Annotated in this window: 21 protein-coding genes; 8 read left to right on the forward strand and 13 right to left on the reverse strand. The window is 62.0% G+C overall.

Annotated features, from left to right (window positions below; translation table 11 throughout):
• The first annotated feature begins 351 nt into the window (after positions 1–351).
• The gene (locus tag HYG77_RS37410; RefSeq protein WP_208964461.1) at positions 352–1,647 is read left to right on the forward strand and encodes an SIR2 family protein; all 1,296 of its coding nucleotides are present in this window, start codon (positions 352–354) and stop codon (positions 1,645–1,647) included.
• A gap of 308 nt (positions 1,648–1,955) precedes the next feature.
• Here HYG77_RS37410 and HYG77_RS37415 read toward each other — a convergent pair whose 3' ends face one another.
• Positions 1,956–2,972 (reverse strand): XRE family transcriptional regulator, encoded by a 1,017-nt coding sequence (locus HYG77_RS37415; RefSeq protein ID WP_054246158.1) that lies wholly within the window; start codon positions 2,970–2,972, stop codon positions 1,956–1,958.
• Positions 2,973–3,060: 88 nt separating this feature from the next.
• Here HYG77_RS37415 and HYG77_RS37420 point away from each other — a divergent pair.
• Positions 3,061–4,205 (forward strand): IS3 family transposase gene (locus HYG77_RS37420; protein ID WP_122975572.1). Its coding sequence is split into 2 segments (ribosomal slippage): positions 3,061–3,328 and positions 3,328–4,205, totalling 1,146 coding nucleotides; the frame shifts between segments, so codons are not numbered across the junction.
• Positions 4,206–4,228: 23 nt separating this feature from the next.
• On the opposite strand, the gene HYG77_RS37425 is transcribed toward HYG77_RS37420, so the two are convergent.
• From HYG77_RS37425 to HYG77_RS37475, 11 genes are all read right to left on the reverse strand, one after another.
• Positions 4,229–4,444 carry a transposase gene (locus HYG77_RS37425; protein WP_236603681.1) on the reverse strand — a complete coding sequence of 72 codons (216 nt, stop codon included), beginning with the start codon at positions 4,442–4,444 and terminating at the stop codon, positions 4,229–4,231.
• A gap of 607 nt (positions 4,445–5,051) precedes the next feature.
• Positions 5,052–5,231: a hypothetical protein gene (locus HYG77_RS40430; protein WP_236603680.1), complete on the reverse strand. Its 180-nt coding sequence runs from the start codon at positions 5,229–5,231 to the stop codon at positions 5,052–5,054.
• Between the two features lie 469 nt (positions 5,232–5,700).
• A complete protein-coding gene (locus HYG77_RS37435) occupies positions 5,701–6,981 on the reverse strand; it encodes a DUF2637 domain-containing protein (RefSeq protein ID WP_054246180.1) in 1,281 nt (426 codons plus the stop codon).
• 155 nt (positions 6,982–7,136) lie between these two features.
• On the reverse strand, positions 7,137–7,508 hold the full coding sequence (locus tag HYG77_RS37440; protein WP_054246155.1) for a hypothetical protein: 372 nt from the start codon (positions 7,506–7,508) through the stop codon (positions 7,137–7,139).
• Positions 7,505–8,287, reverse strand: coding sequence for an AAA family ATPase (locus HYG77_RS37445; protein WP_054246154.1), 783 nt, complete (start codon positions 8,285–8,287; stop codon positions 7,505–7,507). The genes HYG77_RS37440 and HYG77_RS37445 overlap by 4 nt, the downstream gene beginning before the upstream one ends.
• A gap of 1,289 nt (positions 8,288–9,576) precedes the next feature.
• The gene (locus tag HYG77_RS37450) at positions 9,577–10,812 is read right to left on the reverse strand and encodes a hypothetical protein (RefSeq protein ID WP_054246153.1); all 1,236 of its coding nucleotides are present in this window, start codon (positions 10,810–10,812) and stop codon (positions 9,577–9,579) included.
• Between the two features lie 291 nt (positions 10,813–11,103).
• Positions 11,104–11,691, reverse strand: a complete 588-nt coding sequence (locus HYG77_RS37455; protein ID WP_082359728.1) for a hypothetical protein — start codon at positions 11,689–11,691, stop codon at positions 11,104–11,106.
• A gap of 2,040 nt (positions 11,692–13,731) precedes the next feature.
• A complete protein-coding gene (locus tag HYG77_RS37460; RefSeq protein WP_054246151.1) occupies positions 13,732–13,989 on the reverse strand; it encodes a hypothetical protein in 258 nt (85 codons plus the stop codon).
• A 234-nt stretch (positions 13,990–14,223) separates the two neighbouring features.
• Positions 14,224–14,529 carry a hypothetical protein gene (locus HYG77_RS37465; RefSeq protein WP_054246150.1) on the reverse strand — a complete coding sequence of 102 codons (306 nt, stop codon included), beginning with the start codon at positions 14,527–14,529 and terminating at the stop codon, positions 14,224–14,226.
• A complete protein-coding gene (locus tag HYG77_RS37470; protein ID WP_054246149.1) occupies positions 14,526–15,050 on the reverse strand; it encodes a hypothetical protein in 525 nt (174 codons plus the stop codon). The genes HYG77_RS37465 and HYG77_RS37470 overlap by 4 nt, the downstream gene beginning before the upstream one ends.
• A complete protein-coding gene (locus HYG77_RS37475; protein ID WP_236603679.1) occupies positions 15,047–15,727 on the reverse strand; it encodes a hypothetical protein in 681 nt (226 codons plus the stop codon). The genes HYG77_RS37470 and HYG77_RS37475 overlap by 4 nt, the downstream gene beginning before the upstream one ends.
• 139 nt (positions 15,728–15,866) lie before the next feature.
• Here HYG77_RS37475 and HYG77_RS37480 point away from each other — a divergent pair, with 139 nt between their 5' ends.
• The 6 genes from HYG77_RS37480 (at position 15,867) to HYG77_RS37510 (ending at position 21,084) form a co-directional block, all read left to right on the forward strand.
• On the forward strand, positions 15,867–16,175 hold the full coding sequence (locus HYG77_RS37480) for a helix-turn-helix transcriptional regulator (protein ID WP_082359726.1): 309 nt from the start codon (positions 15,867–15,869) through the stop codon (positions 16,173–16,175).
• Positions 16,176–16,752: 577 nt separating this feature from the next.
• Positions 16,753–17,430 carry a hypothetical protein gene (locus tag HYG77_RS37490; RefSeq protein WP_159929199.1) on the forward strand — a complete coding sequence of 226 codons (678 nt, stop codon included), beginning with the start codon at positions 16,753–16,755 and terminating at the stop codon, positions 17,428–17,430.
• Positions 17,427–17,849 (forward strand): hypothetical protein, encoded by a 423-nt coding sequence (locus tag HYG77_RS37495; protein WP_159929197.1) that lies wholly within the window; start codon positions 17,427–17,429, stop codon positions 17,847–17,849. The genes HYG77_RS37490 and HYG77_RS37495 overlap by 4 nt, the downstream gene beginning before the upstream one ends.
• Positions 17,850–17,959: 110 nt before the next feature.
• Positions 17,960–18,442 carry a hypothetical protein gene (locus HYG77_RS37500; RefSeq protein ID WP_063786592.1) on the forward strand — a complete coding sequence of 161 codons (483 nt, stop codon included), beginning with the start codon at positions 17,960–17,962 and terminating at the stop codon, positions 18,440–18,442.
• A complete protein-coding gene (locus tag HYG77_RS37505) occupies positions 18,439–19,674 on the forward strand; it encodes a DUF6545 domain-containing protein (RefSeq protein ID WP_054246144.1) in 1,236 nt (411 codons plus the stop codon). The genes HYG77_RS37500 and HYG77_RS37505 overlap by 4 nt, the downstream gene beginning before the upstream one ends.
• 15 nt (positions 19,675–19,689) lie before the next feature.
• Complete coding sequence (locus tag HYG77_RS37510) at positions 19,690–21,084, forward strand: cytochrome P450 (RefSeq protein WP_054246143.1); 1,395 nt, start codon at positions 19,690–19,692, stop codon at positions 21,082–21,084.
• Here HYG77_RS37510 and HYG77_RS37515 read toward each other — a convergent pair.
• Positions 21,081–21,614 (reverse strand): class I SAM-dependent methyltransferase, encoded by a 534-nt coding sequence (locus tag HYG77_RS37515; protein ID WP_236603726.1) that lies wholly within the window; start codon positions 21,612–21,614, stop codon positions 21,081–21,083. The two genes, HYG77_RS37510 and HYG77_RS37515, sit on opposite strands and share 4 nt — an antisense overlap.
• Between the last annotated feature and the right edge of the window lie 162 nt (positions 21,615–21,776).

Consider the following 21,776-nt stretch of genomic DNA (forward strand, 5'->3'; position numbering starts at 1 on the left):
TCAGCTCTGACCGAGGAGACGAGACGGGCAGTTCTCTCCATCCAAAGAGCATCGCCAGCAGCGATCCCTCGTCCTCGGGTTCGATGGCACACCCGTCGAGGGTGCCTCGGTGTCGGCGTAGACGGCCGGTCTGCGCCGACACGGTCGTGGCTGGACAGGACGTTTGTGGCCTGACCGTGTCCGCCGTCGTGGCCGGAGCTTGGATGGGAGACTGTCGCAGTGAGCGCCGCAGAGCTTGGGAAAGAGACGATCGACATCCTCGCCTCGATGAGGATCGACTCTCACGTCGGAGTGCTCCTGGGAGCAGGTGCGTCTGCGGCAGCTGGTCTACCCGACTGGAATACCTTCGCGGTGGACCTGTTGGCGACAAGCGGCGCAATCGAAGATCACGAAACGGCTAGGGCCTTCTTGGCCGGCCAAGATCCGGCCATCGTTGCGGAAGCCGCGAAGAATGCTGCCGGGGACAACTGGACCTCGTTACTCAAGTCAGCGCTGTACGGCGAAGAACCCGTGGATCCGGCACCGCTGCACACGGCCGCGGCCGCGCTGGCGGAGAGGCGTGGTCCCGACGCGATCTCGTTGTTCACGTTGAACTACGACGACTTACTCGAGTCGGCGCTGCGCAACGCCTCGACGGATTTCGAGGAAGGGGAAGTCGAGGTCTTCAGTCGGGAAAAGAGCAGCCCACGTGCCCCAAGGGGTGCGTACGAGGTGCATCATCTACACGGCTTTCTTCCCCCGAACGCTACCTCGTCTGACTCCGTAATCCTCACGCTGACCGACTACAACAGGTTGGGGCAGCGGCGGACTACATGGCAAGAATCCGCGCTTCATGACTCACTCCAGAAGGGGCCGCTGATCCTGGCTGGCACGTCGTATCGGGATCCGGACATTCGGCAATGGATTCATGACCTGACGTGCGACGGTGAGAGCGGCGAGGTACTGGTTTTCCTCGCCCGAGAAGGCATGGGGCTCGACCGAGTCCAGTTCAATCGCGTGGAAGCCGCACTCAAGACCCAGTGGTCAGCCCTCGGGGTACAGGTAATCGCAACGCACGACTACTCCGATGCCGCTCAAGCCCTTCGCGAACTGCCCTTTGTTGGGGTACCCGGCTACTTACCTCCGAGTGAGAGAGCCGCCGCCCTATGGCAAACCCATGTCGAAGATTTCTCCATCCTGCAGAAGGGGGACTCCGATGAGCTCAATCACGATCTGGAAACGCTGCAGGATCTACTACCCAACTTCACGAACCTGACGTTGTGGCTGGCTGATGGTGCCGGCGGGCTCGTCCGGTGGGCAGCCAACGATCGGACATACCGCCATCCCGAGTATCTGCGTCGGGCAGTTCCTGGACATGACAGCGACTGGATTGCCGGGCAGTGCATTGGACGCAACGGGCAACTCGTCCGAGACATTCCGCAGGCCGGGTCAACCGCACGATGGCGGTCCGTGGCGGCAACGCCGCTTGTTGTCGAGTTCTCCTCCGCGCCTGCGCTGCCGTGTGGGGTAATCAGCGCTGCTTCCACGAAGCAGGTTGCGGAGGAGCAGGTTGACGATGTCAATGCGGTCTTCGCGGAACTGTCCGAGAAGTGGTCCCTGCTGCTGGAGATCCGAACGGGTGTCTACGGTCAGCATTCGCCATTGTGAGCTACCCTGGATCCACCGAGGGAGGTGGCAGCATGAAATCGACCGCACGAACCGCAAGGACTTCTGCACGCAGGGTGTCGACCGACACTTTCCTGGTGAGCAGTGCGACGACACGAAGCTCCGCCACCGGCAAGTTCCGGAAATCGGGCGAGGTCAATCGGTTCATCGTCAATTCCAGCCCTGCCGTACGCGACCAAATCGCACAGCGCAACCAACGGCACTCAACGAGCTGAGTCCAGCTCGCGACATTGCCGGGAGGCCTGCTGCCCATGCTTCGGCACGGTGGGCATTCGTGCGCGGCAGGATCGCTAGACGAGTGTCAATTTTGGTCGAGTGTCACCCTGTCCCAAGAGAAGTCGCAGTCGGGGAAGATTGAGCCGCAAGTCGGTTGCGAGTTCCTTGAGGGTCAGCCCGTTTGTCTCGGCCATTTCGAAAGCCGACCGGAGTAGCGCTGGTATCTCGCCCGGATACCCCTGGACCGACTCGTGAACGAACAGACCCGACGTTCGAAGTGTGGCGAGCCGCTGGTGGGCCCGCCTGTACGTAGCCTCGGAGACGACGCCGACCTCCTTGCATCGACGGAGCAGTGAGTCGACCGATACGCCCCACTGCACGCTCAACTCCCCCAGCTTCTTGAAGTCGAGACGAGGTGGCAGTAGCGGCGTGATCTCGGCTCGTGGGGTCAGGAACTCCGCGGCGAACACGTCGGCCTCTCGCTCCTGCTGGGTATCTCCGGGTAAGCAATCGCTATGCATCACCAGGTGCCCAAGCTCGTGAGCGGCGCTGAATCGGTGGCGGTACACGTCATCGGCCCGGTCGGGTGTGAGCACGACGATGGGCCGTGGCAGCTTCGAGGTGGAGAAGGCGTCGATGTTCTTGGTATCGGTGCCAGCGAAGGGCACCAGCGTGACGATGATGCCGTGCTGCTCCATCGTTCGGACCATGCGACTGAGTCGGCCCGTGCCCAGATCCCAGTGACAGCGAAGTGCTTGAGCCGCCGCGACTGGGTCGGTTGGGAAGTCGGTTTGTTCGACCTCCCCGGCGGAGAAGCCTGGTAGGTCGATGATCGGAAACCGCACCCGCTTCTCCAGGGCGTAGGTCAGCTCCCAGACCTGCTCGGCGAACGATATTGCCTTGTCGCGCTGGCTGACCGGCGTGCGGCGCAGACTCCGGAAATGTGCATCGGCCGCATCCAGACGTGCATACGGCCGGCCGGCCGCGAGAAAGGCGACTGGGACGTCGAGGACTCGGGCGAGGGCTTCAATGTTGTCCGGTCGCGGGTTCGCTGTTCCGGATTCCCACTGGCCGACCGCGACAGGGGACACTCCGAGTGGCGTGTCCCCCTTGAGTAGGTCCGGGTTGTTCTAGAGTCCTGATTGCCCTGGTGAGGGCGAAGAAGGGACGATAGGGATCATGGCGGGACGCAAACGTCACTCGGCGGAGGACATCGTGCGCAAGCTGCGCCGAGCCGATGAGTTGGCCGCGGAAGGCAAGAACGGCGAAGAGATCGCCGCCGCACTCGAGGTGTCGGCGGCCACGCTGTACAACTGGCGTCGCCAGTACTCCGGTATGGACGCCGACGCCGCGAAGGAACTCAAGGAGCTACGGGAGCAGAACAGCCGGCTCAAGCGGTTGCTCGCCGATGCCGAGTTGGAGAAGGACGCGCTGCGGGAGATCGCCAAGGGAAAATTCTGAGCCCGACCGCCAAACGCGCCGCGATCACCCTGCTCACCGGCACCATGCAGATGTCGGAGCGGTTCGCGTGCAAGGTCGTTGGGCTCTCCCGATCCTCCTACCGGCGGTTGCCGTTGGCGCAGACACCGGACGACCCGGATGCCGATCTGCGCGCAGAGCTACGCGGGTATTCCCGCAAGTATCCGCGGCATGGGTTCCGTCGGGCGTGGGCGTGGCTGCGCTACGACCAGGGCGCCCTGGTGAACAAGAAGAAGGTTCACCGCCTGTGGAAGGAGGAAGGACTGCAAGTCCGGCGTGCCCCACGCCGCAAACGTGCCGGCCAGTCCTCCGTTCCGATCGTCGACGCGGATGCTCCGAATGTTGTGTGGGCATTGGATTTCCAGTTCGACTCGACCGTCGACGGCAACACGGTGAAGATCGCGTCAATGGTCGACGAGCACACCCGGATGTCGTTGCTGAACATCGTGGACCGCTCGATCACCGCCGACCGATTGATCGAGGGCTTGGAGAAGGCGTTCGCGATGTGGGGTGTTCAGCCGCTGGTATTGCGCATGGACAATGGGCCCGAGTTCATCTCCGAGGCACTGCGGGCCTTCTGCGCTGGGTCGGTGGGGGTGTCCTACATTCCGCCGGGCACGCCATGGAACAACGGGTTCATCGAGTCGTTCAACAACCGGTTGCGCGATGAGTGCCTGAACCGCAACTACTGGCCTACGCTGCTCGAGGCCCGCGTGGTGATCGAGGACTTCAAGAACGACCACAATCATCGACACCGTCATTCGGCGCTGGGTTACAAGACTCCTGCCGAGTACGCTGCCGGATGCACCCACCGGCACCAGCCCGTGGCGTGCGGGATCGACTGATCGACTGCACGTAGGAACCGGCTCTAGAAACAACCGGACCGACTATCGGGGACCTGCCATTCCTTCGCTGCGTCGGTGTCCATCCCGCCGTACTGGCGTCGCCAGTTGTACAGCGTCGCTGCCGACACCTCGAGCTCCGCAGCGATCTCCTCCTGCGTCTTGCCTGCAGCAGCGAGCTCGTCGGCACGGCGCAGTTTGCGCACGATGTCCTCCGCGGAGTTCCGCTTCCGTCCAGCCATGTTCTCCATCGTCCTATCCGCCCAGTTCACGGGCAACAAGACTCTAAAACATAGTGGCGCCGTTCACGGGGGACACGCCACTACCATCGCGGAGCATTTCGGCGCACGATCGATAACGCCGCCCACCGGTCCGGGTCTTGCAGCCCAACCGATCTGAGCCTTCTGCGCAGCCACCACCGCACGTGATGGCGATCCGCGGCTGGCCATCGGGTCGTCGGCGCAGAAACAGACAGCCGCCCCAGGCTCGGGGACTTACGTCACCGTGATGAAATCGCGCCTGCCCTCCCCCCGCCAGAAGAGCCACACGAGATGGGTTCGCCAACCATTCCGCAAGTGAAAGTACCCGCGTCGAGACGCTCACTGATATGCCCGCGGCACCGTCGAGTGACTTCGGCAGCGGCGATAACATTCGGCGAGACCCGTACTCGACTCTCGCGACTGCGATCGATCGCGGTCACCGTCGTGTTCGATCATCATCCAGATCTACCCCACTTGCGGGATCGAGTGGCGGTGTACGGCTGCGGTGCGGCCGTCAGCTCGCCAGGTACCCCCGAGGAGACCCGACTACAGCTCGACGGATATCCGTTGCCGCATCGTGCGGGCAGGGTTATTGCTTCGCGGTGATGGCAGCCTCGATACGGCAGCGCAGGTTTTCGTCCAGGCGTGAACTGTCGAACCCGGTCACCACCGCCAGCTCGGTTCCGATGCGGACGTGGGCAGACTTATTGACCACCGATCCGTCCTCACAGCCCACCAGGTCGAGGCCAGCGGCGATGACCTGAGCCATGGCGTCATCGCGATCGGACGCTTTCCCGCGCGCACCGATGTCCGCTGAATCTCCAGATCCCAAAACGACACGAACCACTCCACAACCGATTCCCACCACTCCCTGGGGCTTACCCGCATGCAACGCGGCGCCCGCCCACCTGCAATGCGCAGATGATCGCCGACGTTGTGATGGTGTTGCATCTGCATTGCGGTCCACACGTCCGATTGTCTGTTGCATCCGAATCGGGCGCCGGCGTTGCCAACCTCGTGCTGGTCGGCGTTGCGTTGCCGCAACCAGGCGTTGCGTTGCCAACCTCATCTGGTTGGTCTGCAATGTCGGGCTGTGTTGCGGTCAGAGGCGCTGGGTGTTGCGGAGGTTCGGAATTTGCTGGGTGGTCGCGCCTCGTTCTGTTGGTCGGGCGGTCGTCTCCCCGGTCGAGCCGCGGAGAGTACGAACTGGCCGTCGCCGCCTTGCCGGGGGCGGGTGATCAAGGTGCCCCGACCAGTGTGTACTGCGGATCGAGCGTTGCCGCATTGCGTCCGTCCGCCATCTCCTCGAGCTCCGGCAACGGGGGCGTCCGGAACCCGGCGACGACCGCGCGTTGCGCAACCTTGTCGAACCGGCGCATTGCGGTGCTGGCGGCCTTGGCCCGCGTGAGCGTGGCGATTTCCGCATAGCTGTGCTGTTCGAGGATGCGCAGTCGGGCCGTCTCCTTCACTACAGGCTCGAAGTCGGCGCACGCGTCGATGAAGTCGAGGAGGTTCTCGATGGTCTGGGCCTCGTCCGGCAACACGAATGGCTCTTGCGAGTCCTCCGGCGCATTGCCGACCTTCAGTGCATCGTCATTGCGCTTGCTCAGTGCGCTGGGCGCAACGTGCTCCTCGGTGAGGGCCGCAACGTTGGTGAGGTCATCGGGGTTCGCCTCGGTTGGTTGCGCGGCATCCGCAACGCCGGTGGAACTCTCAGGTGCGGTCGCGGCGGCCTCACGGCTGTCGTCGGGTGCCGAGGAGTCGTCTGCCGGTGCAACGTCGGCGACCTGCGCAACGGCCTGAGCAATGCGCGGCGCAACGTCAGGGGCCGGCGCAACGTTCAGGTCCGGCGCAACGTTCAGGTCCGGCGCAATGCTCGGAGCAACGAAGGCCGCAATATGGCCGGGGTTCCGTTCGGATGCAGGCATCGACTCGGCCGCCACCGTGGGGTGATCGGTCGCGATGTCCTCACCGTCCCGCTGTTCGCGGTCTCGGGTGTCTCGGACGACCGCGGTGGACTCGGTGTGGGCGGTGCCGATGGCCTTGATGAGGATTCCGACGCCGTGGGTGAAAGCCAAAACTAAAAGCGGCGGAATGACTGCAATGAGTGAGGCGCCGGTTGGAGTCAATGGGGTGTATCCCAGGTCGATGCCAGCTGCAACATTCCGCGCGGCGGCTTCCCCGGCGCGGTAGGCGTGGTAGGCGTTGCCGAAGACGCTGATGAAGACGACGACGACTGCGAGCCAGAGGAAGAAGTGCTTCCCCGTTGCGCTGCCGTTGATTTTGCTTAGCGCAACGATGGCGATCGTTGCGCCGAGGATTGCGCCGTCGACGATGGCGGGGAAGATCCAGGTGAGGTAGTGCGGGATTCCGGCCTGCATTGCGAGGTCGCGTTGCACGGCGAACGAGAGTACGAACGCTCCGGTGGTGATGCCGACCGCAATGGCGATGGCAACGATTAGGGCGGCAATCAGCGCGCGGAGCTGGATTCGTGCTGCTCGGATACTAAGGTCGTTCATGATCGGGTGTCCTTTCACGGGGTCCCGGTCCACGAGGCCCCCGCCGGCGCAATCGGCGGGGGCTTCCTTGTGTTGGTGCGGCCAGTGCGTCGCGGTGGGCATACCCCGAACCACGAGCGCTCACCTAGCACCGATAGCTAGTGTTGCTATGGGCGCTAGCAGCCGTTGTTGGTCAGGTACTCGATGAGCGCGGCGTCGGTGACTGACGAGATAGTGATGCTCCGGTCCCCGGTCTCGTAGCGCAGCTTGTCCACACCGCGCGTCAGGCGAGCCTTGGTCGAGGGCCGAACCCGTACGTTGTGTTGTTCGCTGAGTTTCTCGACAGCCGATGCCGCCTCGGCTGCATGAGACAAGACTGGCGTGACGGGCGCGTCGGCGACAGATCTGATGGTCGATTCGGGCGGAAGTTGCGTCGGCTTCTCGTCGACGGCGGCCGGGGTGGGGTCTTTGACGACCCGGGGGCGCTCAGGAAGATCTGCGGCAGGGTGCGCGGGCCTGCGGATAGCGGGTTCACGTTGGACACTCATACGGTCGCTCCTGCGGTCTTGAAGGGTAGTTCGCTGAGTAGGTCGGTGTACGCGAGCTGCAATGACAACGATTTTCCGCCCGCGAACTTGTGAATCGGGGTGCGCGCACTGTGTGCGTCCTGCCGAGTGGCGTACTCCGGGATGGCGGTGCGCGCAACGAGGTCGCCGTAGACTTCCCGCAGCTCGCTCTCCCGGAATTGGTGCTCGCCCGTCCCCCGTCGTCGACTGAGGACGATCTTGTCAATAGCCAGATTCGGGTTCGGGCGTCGCTGGACGTTCTCGACGGTTTCGAGGAGCTTGGTGACGCCTTGAACACTGTCAATGGTGGGCTCGGTTACTACGATGACCCCGTCCACCGCACAGAAAACGGCGAAGAGCAGTTTGCCGAGCGACGGTGGGCAATCGAAAAGGACAGCGTCATACGCGGACAGGTCGAGGCCCTCGAAGGCAATGTCGAGGCGGAAGATGAGGTCGTTGGCCCCATCCGACTCGATGTTCGCGAGCGTCTGATCGGCCGGGATCAGATCGACGCCGTCCCAAGGAGTGGCAATGACGGCGTCGATCGCCGTGCCCGACTCCGTTCGGCTCATCAGGTCGTAGGTTGTCAGCATCTCGTCGGTGATGGTGACGCCCACGCCGTTGGTGGCGTTACCCTGGGGGTCAACATCGACAACGAGGACGTGTCCGCCAGCGTTGCTAATTGCGCTCGCGAGACCGAGGGTCGTGGCGGTCTTGCCCACTCCCCCTTTCTGATTGCAGATCGCACATTTGCGTGTCATGACTTGGTTCCGTTCCGTCGAGGCCAGGAGACTTCCAGATGCGCGCGATGAGCGTTAGTGCAACTCCGCACGCTCGCGTAGGGAGCATAGCGAGGCTTGGCTACTGAGCTAGCTCGACACGCCGAGCAACGCTAGCCCTATTTGTTAGGTGAGCTAGCGTGCATAGCGTATCTAGTGTCTCTAGTTCAGCTTTCGTAGCGACCGACACTGCGAACGCAGCCATAGCTACGGGAACTACGAATGCGAACGTATCTACGCTGTCTGCGATCGCTTTGCTTGCAACGCTTACTGCACTATTTTGCGTAGCTTCGTTAGATAAGATTGCGACTATAGCGAAGACAGCGACGATTGATAATTGACCTTCTCTAGCAAGCGTTGCGCTCGTAGTTCTGTTCCCACTCATAGCTCTGAACGCAATCCTACGACCCCTAGCCTGCGTAGCCAGCTTATTTAGGCTAGAACGGCGAGTCCGCATAGACATGCAAGGGTTCATAGAAAGCGGCGCTACTGTAGCGCACATACGGTGTCTAGCTCCGGTAGATATCGTTGCTGACATCTCTCCGATAGCGACGGTTGCGAGCATTGCTGCGATAGGCTCGGTAGCTGTGATCGTCTCCATAGCAGAACTATTCGCGATATGAAGGCTAGAACCGATAGTCCAGATAGCCTGGATAGTTACGCTTCCCTCCTTGCCACCAAAGTAGATCCCGTCGATGCTATAGGAGCTAGCGTTGATATTTCTGCAGGTCAGAGGGTCGCCGCCACAACTATGCCAAGCGGCAACGTCACGCGAAACGCATCCTCCAGCCCGATCGCGTCTGCCGAGGCGCGGCGGAACCCCGCGAAACGGAGCAGGCCAGGCTTCGAGCTTTCACAGCTCGACATGCTGCCCGAGCGTCTCGCCCCGGATCAACCGTGCACCACTTTCGGGCTAGCCGCGCTCCGCTAGCTTAGCTAGGCTAGCGTCCATATCTCTGTGAGCGAAACCTGCTATTTCCGCCAGCGTCCTTAGTACAACGGTCACTTCACCGCTAGCTACTACTTCAGTCCTAGCAGCTATAGGTGGGCGAGCAATCAACGCGCGCATAGCTAGTCGGGAAACCTTGAATTGGCTCGTGTTACTACTCTATCTAGTACCGCTAGCAACGCTAGGTAGCCTTACTAGCATCGCACTGCGGAGTTACGTCGCTTGCCCAACGAGCGCGCATACGCTGGCCAGCGCGTCGCAGGAATTCCACAGCTTCAGAACGAATCGGACGTGTAAATCGCGTGTGCACGGAGCCGACGGATCAGGGCAGTAATCGGTGGGCGAGTTGTTCGGCGTTGAGTTGCCGAATGGCGTCGTCGACGGCGTGGCGGTCGGTGAGGTCGACGCCTCGCTCGGTGAGCGCTGCGGCCACCTGTTTGGCGGGGCCCCAAGTAGTTTCATCGTCGAACGCGTCATGGAACTCGGGTAGGAAGGTATCGACAGCATCGACGACGGGGCTGATCCACTGGCGGTCGATCCCCTGCTGGGTCAGCGCGAAGGTCAGCCATCGGCGCAACACGAAGGACAGTGCGTTTCGTTGGTCGGCGTCGAGGACAGCTTTGCGGGGAAGCCAATCTGTAAGCAGCAGCATCACTTCGCCCGGGCTCCAGCACAACGGTCCGGCGCCGATGTAGCCGTCGCCGTAGTCGAGGAACAGCTCGGCCAGCGACCGGCTCACCTCGTCGTCGCTTCCGATATCGGTGAGGAAGTTCTCGACCAGTTGGCGGCGCCTTTCCTCGGGTAGTCCGGCATGTTCGGGCCATTCTGGCAGGTAGTCCCGGCAGCGGGACCATGCCAGCGCCCTGTGATCGCAAAAGTCCTCGTCGGCGGTGCGGGGCCAGGTCATGTCGGTGGTGCGCAACGCGTGCGCAAGATCAGCGAGTACCTCGGCGACCGGGGCCGTTTGGAGCGGCATCGGTGCCTCGTCAGGTTCGCGCAGCTGGTCCCACGTGGTGGCTGCGCCGGGATTCAGGAGAGCGAGTTTGTCGATCATCAGCCCGCCGGCCTGGTAGATATGTGCCATCAATGTGTGTGGGTGGGGTCCGTCGTAGTCGATGAACAGGACCCGTTCGCTGTCGTACACGCCGACCGCGCGCCACGCCGCGGTCGGAGTCCACGCCTCGACGGTGTGCCAGGCCGGCAGTGGTTGGGTTTCGGCCAAGATGTGGAGGGTGTCGGTCAGCATGGAAAGGTCGGGCGCAGGTGCGACCCGCGCGAGCGCGTCGATCGCGGCCAGTGAGTACGGAGACGGTGTGGTGCATGCTCTGCCGGTGACTTGCATACACAGTTGATGCGCGGGCTCGCGTTCGGTTACTGCCGCTGTCGACCACGCCTCGCCGAGCCAGCCGCTGGCCCAGGTTTCGGCGGTGAGCACATCGTTGATTTCGAGGAGTTGCCGGGCGTCGCGCAGGAGAAGATCGGCGGGGTGGAGTTGCCGGGGAGCACGGCGAATGGGTCGGCTTTTGCCGCCCTTGCGGCGGCCTCGGCTTTTGGGCATATTCGCAGTCCACCACAGACACCGAGCAAGTCGTCATCACGACGCGCCGTTCGGTGAGATTTCGGCGACGTCCGTATCTGCCGTCACGTGACAGAAAGCGGAGGTACCCGGGGTATCAACGCTTGCCGAACTATTCAGGCTCGCGAGGGTCGCCTAGCAATGCTAGCTCGCGTTGCTAGCAACGCGAGGCTGGGTTATGTAGATTCACAGCCAGGTATACGAAGGCCCTCTTGCAACTGCGGGTGGACAGGTGGTGCGTTAACGGAGCGGAGAGTGCGGATGATCCGGGAATCATGCTGTGCACCTGATGGTGACGTTCTTGCGGGCCGGGCCGCGAACCTCAACTGCGGTGTCCACGACTGCGTGTGCTTTATCGGAAAGCGCGAGTATCGCGTGGTCTCTAGCTTGGACCGTGGCTTCGTCGTAGGCGTATACAACGACGTTGTCGTCGGCCCACACAGTGGAGTGGTCGCATGCTCTGATGAATGCATGATTGTGGGCTATCACCTTGCACCGGTCGAAGGCAGTAACTGTCGCGTGGGTGTAGGCCCAGACGTGAACTTGCCCTGTGACTTCCACGGTCGTTGCGTCAGTGGCAACGATGTGCGCGGTCGCGGGTAGTGGTGAGTCGAGATGAATTCGTGCTTGCGATCCAGCGGTGAATCGTAGGGTCCATTCGTCGCCGGCCGATGCGAATGTTTTGTCGTCGAGTTCGATTAGCTGACCTGCTGTGTCAACTACGACAGTTTTTGCGCCGCTGCGGAGGCGTTCGCGGATTGAGTCTGTGTTGCGGCTGATGCGTGGAGGCGTCTGGACTCGGCTGACATACACGCGCGGGTGGCGGTGGGTCGATTGGGACGCAGTCTTCTTCCTACCCACGAGCGCACTCCGTCCTGTGCGAGGCCACGATGATTCTCGCAGTATAGGACCGGGGTGCGGTGGCGAGTGGTACCTCGGTCGGCGCGGTGGTTGTCGTCCGTACCCGGTCCCACGCTCGTTGCCGTATGTGCATGGTGGGCAGAGGATCAATGGGCATGGTTAGGCTGCCTGCCTTTGGGGTGCCAGGGTGGCGCGGATCTGTTCCATGAGTGCCCTTCGGTGCTCAGGCGAGGCTGCTGCGCGACGAGCTCGTTCGCGTTCGGCGTCACGCGCAGCTCGGCGTTGTGCGCTGTGCGCAGCCTCTGCGGCGCGTTGCTCGCTGGGGGAGGGGCCCGACCAGTCGAGTCTGGACAAACGCCAGGTCAGATATCCGATTGGCGAGCGCACCTCGTTTGGCCAGAGCTCACCTCGCGAGACTGTGTCAGCCGTCAAAGCTCGAGCGATATCGCGTCCTGTCCAGCGGGTGGTGTCGATTCCTGAACGGACGAGGACGTCGCACACGATTCCGATGTGGCCGCTGGGGGCGATGGCTGGAGCTGCAGCGACCAGTGCGGACGCTGCTCGTTGGAGGCCCAGGGGGCGAGGGTTGTTTCGATTCGAGGATGAGGATCGGTTCGCGCGCGCGCACGCGCGTTTGGTGATTACTTCTCTACAAGAGATCCCCTTCGGGGATAAACCACTCAAAGATAGGGGGTCACGGCCGCGGGCCTGGGGATTGGGATTCGAACCGGCAGTGGCGGTGTGGCGAGCATGCTTCGCCGCGCGGTGTCTCCTGCCGTGGGAGCTGCCGTGTTTTTTTGGTTGTGGGGGAGCGTGGGTGGCTGCGACGAGGTCGGGTGGGGAGGATAGAGCCCATACGCTGGCGGCGCGGTGCTGACGCCCACCGTGGTGGACTTCTGCTGCTTGGAATTCACGCGTAGTCAGGGTGCGGCCACGGACCAACTCGAAGCCAAGGTGTAGTGCTTTCAACACGCGTCGACCTCGTTTGACCACCGACTCGGACACACCTGCTCGGGCGGCGAGGTTCTGGACTGTGGCGGTAACGCGGCGCCCAGTTTTCGAGTCGGCTGACGACGCGTGCGCGGCGGCGATAGCGACCATGCTTTCGACGCCGATCCTGTGTTTGGCGACTGCGGCGCGGCCGTCGGCGGTCTTGGTGACTGCGTACCGGACCTGTCGCATCCATCCGTCACGGCTTGTCCAGATCGGGATTCTCGCCTCCTGTCCCGCGTTTACGGGGAGCGTCCAGGATTTGCCGCGCTGATCGGTGTCCGCATTGAGTCGACGCAGCTCGTCAATCCACGGGGTCTCCAGTGGTTGCGTTGCTTGCGTAGCGGTTTGAGGAACTGGCGAGTTGTGTGATTTGTCCCACGACACGCCGCGATCGGAATGTTGAACCGTTGAGAGATATTCAGGGTATGCGTTACCCTGAGACGTACCTAGCACAGGTAGTCCCTTCGGGGAATGCAGTACCGAGTCGAAGAAGCTGCTCACTTCTTCCACTCACCTCAGGGAATGACCGTCCTGCCAGACGATCGCCCTAGACGGGAGGACCTGCCAGTCCTCCCAGCGGGATTCATTGACTAAACCCACCCCCGCTCGGGGGTCCCTTTGGGTGGTACCGCTGCTCTTGAATTAGCTATCGAGTTAGTTCCGATCAGCTATCCGCCAGGCCCACCGCCTTCCTCGGTTAGAAGGGCCGGGGCGCGCGTAAGCGGCACCGGAAGTGGAAGCTCAGAACCCGCAGATTCCGTTGCGTAATGGGAGCCCTGGTAAGCCAACACAGGGATAGCGCCGTCGAAAGGGTCCTGACCGTGTGGGAACGCTGTAGCCGGCATGTGGTCTCGTTGAGACGGACACGTGACCGACTGGAGGTTCGCAGGCAAGGCAGAGTTGCGGCCGTGCGTTATCATGGAGTAAGCACCGCCTCTTCCTTTCAAGGTAGTGGTGGTCAGGGAGCTGGTAAGGTCCCGAAATTTCATAGACGGACAACCCCCGACGCCGCCAAGCCCTGGGGGTTGTTCCGTGTTTAGGTGTCGTTCATGCGCCCATCGCCAATTGCTCGACGCGGTGCAGCGACCCTGCAGCTTCGACTTCGAGTAGTCGGAGCTGTTCCGGTCGAAGTTTCTCGCTGATGTATTCCGGGATGTCCAGTCCGTGCGTGATGGCGAGGACGAGCACGGAGTAGTCGCCAGCAGGGATGCCGAGTTCGGCTGCCCGACTCTCGTAAACCTTGTGGTGTCTGAGGGGCGCGCGGGTAGCGATTTGCCCGCGGGGCCCCTTGTTGTGCTGTGCCATGAGGAAACCCTAGATCGAATCTGTAACCGATACGGGTAACCGGCGCTGTTCGGTGTGTCGCATGTGACTGAAGTGGTCATGAAGGTGGCTGCCTTTCGTGAACGAGTTGGTGTGTGAGAACTGAACGGACTTGGCCGCGGGTTCAGCGATCCCGCTTCTGGCCAGGGCGCGACAAGATTGGGTGATCGGGGCCCGATCTGCCCTGCTCTGGAGCGCGCAGAATCTTGACTACTGCTACGCGGGATGTCGGTGGAGAAGTAGACGGGCGAGCGAAGCAACCTCACGGATCTGCTCAATGGAAGCCGTTTCAGGGGCCGTCACGACCAGGTCGATGACATCGGTGAGCTTCTCTCGGGCGCCCACACTCAGGGTGGGCGCCGCAGCCGAGATCATAAGAGGGCCGCATTCGGCGAGAAGTTGCTCGGTAAGCACGATTGGTTTCGCGATACCGTCCGCAATAATCCTGGCGCAGATCACATCCCGTATCGGGACTAGTTCCCACTGACGCCCGTGGACGTCGACAGCACTGACTGTGGTCATGCAGCGACTCCTGTCGCCGAACCCTGAAGACGAACCTCCCAGGCGTCGATAGCGGCGTTGATGCGGACCTCCGCGACGTCGGCGGGTTGGGTGACAAGTTGGGCCCAGAACGCGCAAGAGACAGTCTCGGCGCCGCTGAACTCGATGCCAGCCAGGTAGTCGTAGGCGTCGACAGCGGAATCCGACACTGCAGCCCAGGCATAGTCGGCGGCCTCGGACCGTGCGCGGCCGCCCTTGATCGTGGCAAGGCGATCGATGGCGTGCCAGCGTGCCGTGAGTGAGCTGACCCGACCAGTAACCTCGACAACATCAGCTGTGGGACCGAGAGCAGTCGCCCGGCAGAGTCCGGCCACGGCTTCCGCGGCCGCCGTGCTGCAGCCCGGGATAGTGACAAGCCCCCACCGAGGGTCGGCGTACAGGTCAGCGAACCAATCCCATCGGATCTCCGCGAGACCTTCGGCGGCGGGAGTCTCTGCCTGTCCGCTGGCCATCAGATAGACCCGCTCGGCGAGTGACGTCATGCCGCGACCTCGCGAGTTCTGGTGGCCGGCCTAGACGGGACCCCTTTTGGAGCCCGGGGCTTCTGCTGCTTCTTCTTTGTCCGCCCCCGGGAAACCGCGAACGCATCAACCCCAGCGGCTTCGACCTCGCGGCCGGTGACGGTGAACAGCCGTCCGGCCATGATCTGCTCGCGGACCTTCACACCGGAAGCGAGCCTGTCTTCCAGTTGCCTCTCGCACTGCGCGAGCAGCGGGCACACCGAACAGGCAGCCATCGCACGCTTCCAGGCCGCCGCCTTTGTGCTGGTGACGGTCCAACCGGAGCCCTTACCTACGCACAGACCCTGACCTGTGTGGGGCTGGGTCGCGGGCGCCTGGCCGCGGGTCTCGAGTTCAGCGGCGATCCGCCGCGACGTCGGGCATAGACGCACCTGACCGGCGTAGACGAACCCGCACCGCCGGCACCGGCCCTCACCGGTGTGCTCGCGTGCCATCGCGCGGAGTCGACCGCTTGTGTAGCGGCCGAGAGACAGGTCCTGGGGCCGCGCGGCCCCCGTGGACAGTTCACGCAGAGCGTCAGCGACGGGCGGGCACAACGGGAGATCGGGGGTGTAGACGAACCCGCAGGCCGTGCACGACGCGTGGTCATAGTTCGGACGATGCTTGGCCAGGATCTCGCGGAGAGGGCCGTTGGTCACGCGATCGTGCCCGTCAACCTTCTCTCGACCAGCATGAGAATTTGCAGTCGCTAGGCGTAGAGCACCAGCGCCATCTAACGTGTTCATTTGCAGGCTCCGTTCTGCATTCGAGGCCGCGGGCCGCTAACCCGCTGGTCTCATGGCTTGTCCGACTGCGCTAACAGTCGACTTGCTGTTCTGGCGGTCCCCCGGCTGCGCTAACCTCGTCGACATCAAGCGCGAGGATCGTTACCCGGGTGACTGGCGCGTGCTTCTCGGCCTGACTCAGCCCGAACTCGGCGCGAAGGCTGGTATCAGCACCTCGATGGTCGGCGCGATCGAGCGGGGAGATGCCCGCCTCACCGACAACTTCGCAAAGAAGCTTGCCGACGCTCTGGAGATTTCGGAGGAGGATCTGCGAGCAAGCTTCGAGCGGGTGCGAACCCGCCCGCCCGGCACTCCCGCATAGTCCTCGGGCGTCGCGGATACGAAGAGACTGGCTGAAGTCGCCGACGTGCTCGACTTGCGCATGGACGATCTCATCGAGATTGGGCTGGATGAGCGGTTCCTCGGCGACCTCCGCATCATCTACGGCTGCTACGACCAGGATCCGGTGGTGTGAATTATCGGCGTGTCCATGAGTACGTTGAGCACGTTTGAGCGAGGCAAATCCAGGCTCAGTGGTGACAGTGCCGAAGCTATGGCCGAGGTGCTTGGTCTTCATGCTGAAGTCGTCGTCGTCACTTGCGAGCGGACGAAGGACCGCCTCGCCGGCGTCAAGTCCTGACCCGCGGGCAGCTTTGATCTGGATAAGGGGCCTGCCGGTGGTCAATCGTGATGGCCGCAATGCGCCACCGTCACCTCGGCGATCGCCCGGCCGTTGGGCTGTACTCCCGGATGTCACGGAAGCAGCCTAGAGCCTCCGGCGGAAAAATCAACAATTAAGATGCAAAAAACTGCCATTTACTAGCCATATCCTGGCGGAAAGTCGGTAATATTTGTGAGCAAATTGCTGTCAGATTTCGTGGGGCACCTATGATGTGGGCATGCGATCAGGAGACCCTCAGCGCTTTGCAGTCAAGGTTGCTGAGCGACGAAAGCTCCTCAATCTGACGATTGGGGGCCTCAAGGCAGCTGGGGGCCCGACACCGCCAGTAGTAACGCAGGCTGAGCGTGCGGAGCTTCAGAACCCGAGGCCAAGCACTCTTTCCAAGTTTGATGTCGGTTTGCAGTGGAGTCCGGGAAGCGCCGCACGGGTCTACTGGGAGGGCGGAGAGCCGACGGTCAGGGAAAAGCAACCGCTGGCTACAGGTGGCGGAGAGATGACAGTTTCCCTGCAGGCGGTACTGCGTCTGATGAGTGCCCAACAGGTTCTGCATGATCTTGCGGACAAGAACCAGCCCATCGCTCCGGCAGACCTCCGTGGAGCACGTGATGACGTCGACGCATGCGTGAGCACTGTCGCCGGAGCGTTCATTACGGACCTTCTCGAGCGGAATTTCGGCGAAGACGGTTCGACCACGCACCCGCTCCTCGAGTATGCATTCGCAGAGCTGCTCAGCCCCCCTGTCTCAGATGATGACCCGGATGCCGAGGAGAAACAGTACCGGCGATGGCTCTTCGGTAAGGCCACCGATCTCGACCCCACTATGATCAAACGGTTCCACCGACGTTTACGAGCGAAACAGATACAGATCACGCGTGAAGGGGGAAAACTGGCGTGACAGTTGATATTCCAGCCGTCGCCGAGCGAATCAACAGGCTCTTTGATGTGGCTCACCTCAAAGAGGACCCTGAACAGACCACCGGTCAGGTTGCGCGCTCGATTAGCACGATCCTTGGGCAAGAAATCCCGGCAAGCCGCATCGAAGAACTACGCGGTGGTGAAACGGCGACTCCGCCAGAACCTGAGCTGCTCCGGGCGCTTGAACAGCACTTTGACGCGCCACGCACATACCTCACGGAAGATGGGCCTCATACGGCGGCCGTCGACTTTCAGTTGCAGGTGGTCATTCGTGCACGCAACGCCGGTGTAAAGCGAATCGAGGCACGACATGGGAAAGGTCCCTTCGCGAGTGCCATCGCCGAGATTCTGTGTCAACTTCCACCGGAGCCGTCGGCGGAGACAGACGTCGATGCCTAGTCTGCGCTGGGCGAGGCGATTTGCCAGCGATCCAGCAACAGGGATAGGTTTTCGAGCATTTGAACCAATCGGGAGTTGTGTCCGGGGTGGATGAGGGTTCGATCGCAGTAATGGCTCAGGAGCTGGTCAGGCGGATGCCGACCAATGTCCCGTGGGCACGTCAGCAGTTCATCGAGGTCGTCGCCGAATACCGGGACCGACCGGTACGCCTTGTGCCGGTCAGATCCGAGGCCTTGAGAGCGGCGACCGACTCGGATACCACCTGCGGCCTGTGGCTCTTTCGAGAGCATGACGACCTCATCGTCTACGGCTCCGATGTCTTGGAGTACCACGCGGATCAGATTATCGGTCATGAAGTGGGCCACATGATGCTCAAGCACGACGAACGTGCCCTGGTTGATCCCGATGGCGGGGTGTTCTCGACGTTGCTCCCCGACCTTGCGGGATCATCCATCCTGAAGGTGCTCGGCCGAAGCAGCTTTGAGGACGAGCAGGAGCACGACGCGGAGGTCTTCGCAGACCTGATCATGGTCGAGGCAATGACAGTCCGCCAACGACGAGCGTCCCTTCTCCGCAGTACCTTTTTCCGGTGACTTCACCCGTAACCGGCTGGATCGCCTGGCCCATCATCATCCTGCTGCTGGTCGTGACCCTCACTAGATTCCGGCTACTCAATCGAACGCCGACCGATCAACTCATCAACCAGGCGTTGTCATTTGCCGCTGCTGCCATGCTCCTCCGTGAGAAGGTCGTGGAGGACGTCTTTGCTCGCTATCTCGGCCCATTCGGCGATGTTGATCTTCTTCGGCAGATCTCTTTCGGCTTCATCGTTCTCATCGTGCAGGCCATCTACGGAATGGCACAACTGTGGGCCGCGGGTCAGCGAACGGGGGTCGCAGCCGCCCAGGTAGCTGAGGTGTCAGTGTGGCGGAGGCAGTGGATCTACTACGGAATCGGATTGGGGTCCGGCCTGACCGTCCTTATAGCAGGCACTCCTGCACGAAACGCCGGACTCCTCATTGACCAGTACCTCGGTTGGCCGGCCGTGATTGCTTGGCTCGCGTTCTACGCACCCATCCTTATGTGTGGTGCGCTGATCGTCCGCGTTTTTTTGAAGGAGATTTTTGCCAAGGACACCACTCGTCGAGAGCGCCTTCTCTACGCCCTCAACGTGGTTCTGGCGGGTGCGCTCGTAGTCGATTCCGTTGTTGCACCACTGACGACGTTGTATGAGGTCGTCACCGAGACCCCAACACGAGATCCGGGGATGACGGTCAAGGCTCTGACCTTCTTCCTCGCAACTACCGGTGCCACTGCGGTGGTCACCGTTCCGACAATCGCGGTGGTGATGAGTCGGCTGGGCTGGGACAGGACCGGGCGAAGTATCCGTCGGTTGCATCTGCTGTGGCAAGATCTCACTGACGCATTTCCCGATGTCCGTACAGCTCGTGCCGAAAACCCGGCTCGCCGACTTCATCGGATGATCATCGAGATACATGATGCCTTGCTCCGACTGCGCCGATTCGTCGTGCCCGCCGCGCAGGACGACATCGACTACGTCGCAGCTACGCACACCGACGAAGACCGGCGCAAGCAACTCCTGGCTGGACTGCAGATAGCGCGCGCCCTTGAGGCCAAACTGTCGGACCTCGCTCCCCACGATGGAGGCATTCGGCTCGAGTTCCTCGACCTACGCCCCAGCGAACAGCACCTCACCGCCACGAGCGATCAATTGATCGCGCTGGCAGACGACTGGCCGACAGTCCGCCATTACATCGAGACTTACGTGCAAGGCACGAGCGCAACCACTGGCCCCGCCAGCTGAGAAAGGCACACCCTGATGGTTACTACGACAACTGGTGAGGCACTGCCGCACCCGCGCTACCGCCTTCCACTGCTCGGGGATCTCCTCACGATCAACCCGGCGAAGCCCACGCAGACCAGCATGAAAGACGCGCGACAGCTTGGCCCCATCTTCGAACGCTTGATCGTGAACTATCCCATGGTGATCGTGTCAGGCCCCGAACTGATCGCCGAGGTCAATAACGAAGACACCTGGACCAAGCACGTCGGCGTCCTCTTCAAGAAACTCCGCCCGATCTCCCGCGACGGTTTGTTCACGGCGTACAACGATGAGCCGAACTGGGCAAAAGCACACCGCATTCTCGCGCCGGGGTTCACCCAGCAGGCCATGCGCGGCTACCACGACACGATGTGCGAGACCGCCCAAGAGCTCGTGTCGGCGTGGGAGAGCGAGGAGGGCGGCTGGGTCGACGTCCCCGAGGACATGAACCGATTTACCCTAGAGGTGATCGCCCGAACCGGCTTCGACTACACGTTCGACTCATTCCGGCGTACCGACAACCATCCCTTTGTCGAGGCCATGATGCGCGGCCTGACCTACATAAATCGCAACTCGAACCTGCCTCCAATTTTGCAGAAGACAATCGGCCGTAAACAGGCCGCGCAACACCAGCGCGATATTCACTACGTCAAGCAGGTCGTCGACGACGTCATCAAACGACGCAAGACAGAAGACTCAGGAACACATAACGATCTCCTTGCCCGAATGCTGACCGAACCCGACCCGGAAACCGGTGAGTTGCTCGACGAGGTCAACGTGCGGAATCAAATCCTCACCTTCCTCGTTGCAGGGCACGAGACATCGGCAGGGGTACTCGCCTTCGCATTGCATTACCTCGCAACGAACCCCGAGATCGCAGCGAAAGCCCGCGCCGAACTGGATGAGAGGTGGCCAGCCGGCGACGTGACAGCGATCAGGTACGAGGACGTCGCGCGATTGCGCTACCTCCGCCGGGTCGTGGACGAAACTCTGCGCCTGTGGCCCATTGCTCCGGGCTACTTTCGAGAGGCTAAAGAAGAGACGGTAATCGGAGGAAAGTACAGGTTTGCGCCCGGTGACTGGGTTTTTGTGCTCACGTTGCAGGCTCACCGTGACCCGGTGTGGGGAGCCGATGCGGAGGAGTTTGATCCGGATCGGTTCCTGCCTGAGAACCTGCGACCTATACAGAGCTCAGTGGTCTACAAACCGTTCGGGACCGGTCTCCGTGCGTGCATTGGCCGCCAGTTCGCCTATCACGAGACGATCCTCGCGCTGGCGTTCCTTCTGCACCGCTTCAACTTCGAGGCAGACCCCGCATACCAACTCGAGGTCCAGGAGCAGATCACCCTCAAACCAGAAGGATTGCGGCTTCGCCCCCGTCGTCGAAACTAGCGCTTGGGCTTGCTGGCGACGAACAACGCCACATTGCCGACCTGAGAGACCTCTACGCGACCGAACGAGACCCGCAGGGCTTCGACGAGACCGGCGTAATCGTCGTCGCGGTTATGGAAAGCCCCGAGACGGTTGTATGCCTCACTGAGCGCCAAGCCGAAGATGTTCCGTTTCACCTCCGGCCCGAGAACTGTGGAACCGAAGAGGACGCCATCCGCTGCAAGCACACCGGCCAGGTTCTGGAAGACCGCACGCTTCTCAGGCCAGCCGCCCGGTAAACAGTGCAGGACGTAGTTGATACCGACGGAGTCGAATGGTCCTAGGTCCGACGGCACGGGATCCAAGACGTTGGCTTCCACTGTCCGCACTTCATAGCGCGGGGACAACCGACGGTAGGAGTGCTTGAGGCTGTTGGCGTTCAAGTCCAGGAGGGTGAGCTCGGTCCTTGCTGGCAGTTGGGCATTCGCCAGGTACCAGCCGCTCCCGGGACCTACCTCGAGATGACAGCGTCTGACGTGCTGGTCATACATCTCCACGAATCGTTCTCGGCCGCAGCGCCAGGCCAGATCGTTGGAGAGGTGAACCACCCATAGGTCGTAAATGTGCAGGAAGGGCGCGGTATACGGCGCAGCCCCAGCTTGGACGCCCTTCTGATCAACCTTGGACACGTAACTCCCATCATTTGGTGGTAC

The sequence above is a fragment of the Rhodococcus sp. ZPP genome (assembly GCF_017656075.1).
Classification (GTDB): domain Bacteria; phylum Actinomycetota; class Actinomycetes; order Mycobacteriales; family Mycobacteriaceae; genus Rhodococcus_F; species Rhodococcus_F oxybenzonivorans.